At 67.9% G+C, this 3,083-nt stretch carries 2 protein-coding genes and 1 pseudogene; 1 reads left to right on the top strand and 2 read right to left on the bottom strand.

All coding sequences use genetic code 11. The features are described from left to right. Positions 1–1,426, top strand: a 1,426-nt coding sequence (locus JCM9942_RS12910) for a phosphomannomutase/phosphoglucomutase (protein ID WP_172675114.1), incomplete at its 5' end; no start/stop codon positions are given. A gap of 53 nt (positions 1,427–1,479) precedes the next feature. Here JCM9942_RS12910 and JCM9942_RS12905 read toward each other — a convergent pair. Beyond that, positions 1,480–2,187, bottom strand: coding sequence for a response regulator transcription factor (locus JCM9942_RS12905; protein ID WP_054660159.1), 708 nt, complete (start codon positions 2,185–2,187; stop codon positions 1,480–1,482). Beyond that, a pseudogene (locus JCM9942_RS12900) lies at positions 2,180–3,083 on the bottom strand (sensor histidine kinase); the annotation flags it as partial. The pseudogene JCM9942_RS12900 and the gene JCM9942_RS12905, both read right to left, overlap by 8 nt.

The raw sequence follows: 3,083 nt of genomic DNA, 5'->3' as shown, positions 1-3,083 counted from the left end.
GGCCGAACCCGGTGCCGAGGCGGTGCCGCCGGGCATTTTCCGCGCCTACGATATCCGCGGCGTGCTGGGCAGCGAACTCAATGCCACGGTCGCCACACTGATCGGCCAGGCCATCGGCAGTGCGATGCAGGCGCAGGGCCTGCGTGATGTGGTGGTCGGCCGCGATGGCCGGCTGTCCGGGCCGGAACTGGCCGACAGCCTGATCCAGGGCCTGCGCCTTGCCGGCTGCGATGTCATCGACATCGGCCTGGCGCCGACGCCGGTGGTGTATTTCGCCAGCTACCACCTGCGCGCCGGCAGCTGCGTGGCGGTGACCGGCAGCCACAATCCGCCGGATTACAACGGTTTCAAGATCGTGATCGGTGGTGAAACGCTGTCCGGTGCCGCCATCACCGACCTGTACACGCGTATCCAGGAAGGCCGTCTGCAACGTGCCGATACGCTTGGCGGGCTGCAGCAGCGCGAGGTGATCGACGAGTACATCCTGCGCATCGCCGACGACGTGCAGCTGGACCGTCCGCTCAAGGTGGTGGCCGATGCCGGCAACGGGGTGGCCGGGGCGGTGGCGCCGCAGCTGCTGGAAGCCATCGGTGCCGATGTCATTCCGCTGTACTGCGATGTCGATGGCAGCTTCCCCAACCACCACCCGGATCCGAGCGAACCGGACAATCTGGAAGACCTGATCCAGACGGTGAAGCGCTTCGACGCCGATATCGGCGTGGCCTTCGATGGCGATGGCGACCGCCTGGGCGTGGTGACCAGGGATGGCAAGGTGATCTACGCCGACCGTCTGCTGATGCTGTTCGCCGCCGATGTGCTGATGCGCAATCCCGGCGCGATGGTGATCTACGACGTGAAGTGCACCGGCAAGCTGTCGGACTACATCCTGCGCCATGGCGGCAGCCCGATGATGTGGAAGACCGGGCACTCGCTGGTCAAGGCCAAGATGCGTGAGACCGATGCCGAGCTGGCCGGCGAGATGAGCGGCCACTTCTTCTTCAAGGAGCGCTGGTACGGCTTTGACGACGGCCTGTACGCGATGGCGCGATTGCTGGAAATCCTCGCCCAGCGTGAAGAGGACCCGGCCGAGGTGTTGAATGCGCTGCCCGATGCGGTCTCCACGCCGGAGCTGAAAGTGGCGGTGGAGGCGGGCACCCAGCACGCGCAGGTGGCATTGATCGCCGCCGCGGTGCAGGCCCAGGCGCAGGTCGAAGGCTCGCCCTTCGCCGGTGCGCGCCTGGCCACCATCGACGGCCTGCGGGTGGATTTCAACGACGGCTGGGGCCTGGTGCGCGCCTCCAACACCACGCCGGTGCTGGTGCTGCGCTTTGAGGCCAACGACGAGGCTGGACTGAAACGCATCCAGGAGCTGTTCCGCGAGCAGTTGCTGCAGGTGTTGCCGGCGGGCACCGACCTGCCGTTCTGAGCGCCGTCCCCGGCTGAAAACCGGGGCCGTCCGCGGACAACGCGGGCGCCTTGTCAGTTGCCGGCAAAGCGCAGGCCGACACCGGGCTCGGTGAACACATAGCGCGACTGCAGGGCCGAGTCGCCCAGTTTGTGCCGCAGCCGTCCCACCAGGATGCGCAGGTAATGGGTGTCATGCCGATGCGTCGGCCCCCAGATCTCCTGCAGGATCTGCGGTTGCGTCACCACCCGTCCGTAGTTGCGCAGCAGCAGGGCGAGCAGGGCGTACTCCTTGCGGGTCAGGGCGATCCCATCACCGTCCACACGCACCGCGCGCCGGGCCAGGTCGATATGCAGGTGGCCATCGTCGAACACCGGCACCTGGCCTTCGCTGTCGGTGCTGCGGCTGCGCAGCAGCGCCCGCACCCGTGCCATCAGCTCCCGGGTGCCGAACGGTTTGGTCACGTAGTCATTGGCGCCGTTGTCCAGGGCGCGCACTTTCTCGGCTTCGCCGGCCCGCACGCTGAGCATGATCACCGGCACCAGGCTCCATTGCCGCAGCTCGGCCAGCACCTCGTGGCCTTCCATGTCGGGCAGGCCGATATCCAGCACCACCAGGTCGGCGCCGTCCTCGGCCAGCTGTCGCAGGCCATCGGCAGCGGTGGCGGCCTGGGCCACCGCATAGCCCTGCGTACGCAGGGAAATGTCGAGGAAGCGGCGGATCTGCACTTCATCGTCGATCACCAGCACCCGCGCTGGTGGAATGGCCGGGGCGCTATTCATCTTCGTGCGGGCCGGAGGGTGCCGGCTGGAGCTGGGGTAGAGTCATGCGGATCAGCGTACCGCGTCCACCCGGACCGGCCAGTGCCTCCACGCGGCCGCCGTGGGCGCCGATCATGCCTGGCAGATGGTCAGGCCCAGGCCGGTGCCCTGGCGGCCACGGTCACCCCGCTCCACGCTGTAGAACATGTCGAAGATGCGCGAGCGCTCGGCATCGGGGATGCCCGGGCCTTCGTCGATCACCTCGATGCACAGTTCGCCATCGCGCTGGCGGGCACGCACTTCCACCGGAACGCCCGGCGGCGAGAACCTGGCCGCGTTCTCCATCACGTTGAACACCGCCTGTTCGACCAGCGCCGGGTGCACCCAGATCGGCGCCAGCGCGGCCGGAATGTCCAGCTGCAGGCGCACCTCGGGTTGATAGCGCTGCAGGCGCCGCGCGGCCGAGCCGATCAGTTCGTCCACGCCGATCCAGTCGCGGTTGAGCTTGAGCCCGTCGTGGCCGAGCCGGGTCATGTCGAGCAGGTTCTGGATGTAGCGGTCCAGCCGTTCGCCCTCGACCACGATGGTGTCGAGCAGGGTGCGGCGGTCGCCGGCATCCATCGCATCGGCGTAGTTGGACAGGCTGTCGGCCGAGCCGATCATCGCCGCCAACGGCGAGCGCAGGTCATGCGACACCGAGGACAGCAGGGCCGAGCGCAGGCGTTCGGTTTCGTTGTGCAGATGCGCTGTTTCCAGGTCGGCGACCAGCCGCGTGCGCAGGGCGGCCTGGGCGATGTCGTCGGCCATCGCCTGCACCAGCTGGCGTTGCTCGGGGGCAAGCGTGAGTGCTGATGATCAAAGCGCAGGCCGGCCACGCCTATCGCCCGCGCCTCGCCGTCGAGCAAGGGCAGGAACCA

The sequence above is a fragment of the Stenotrophomonas pictorum JCM 9942 genome (genome assembly GCF_001310775.1).
Lineage (GTDB): Bacteria > Pseudomonadota > Gammaproteobacteria > Xanthomonadales > Xanthomonadaceae > Stenotrophomonas > Stenotrophomonas pictorum.
The sequence above is the reverse complement of the archived record's forward strand: the minus strand, read 5'-3'. Positions and strand labels throughout refer to the sequence as shown.

Bases quoted from the DNA above. Each gene is read 5' to 3' on its own strand.
- JCM9942_RS12905 (WP_054660159.1), bottom strand. From the start codon at position 2,187: ATGAATAGCGCCCCGGCCATTCCACCAGCGCGGGTGCTGGTGATCGAC.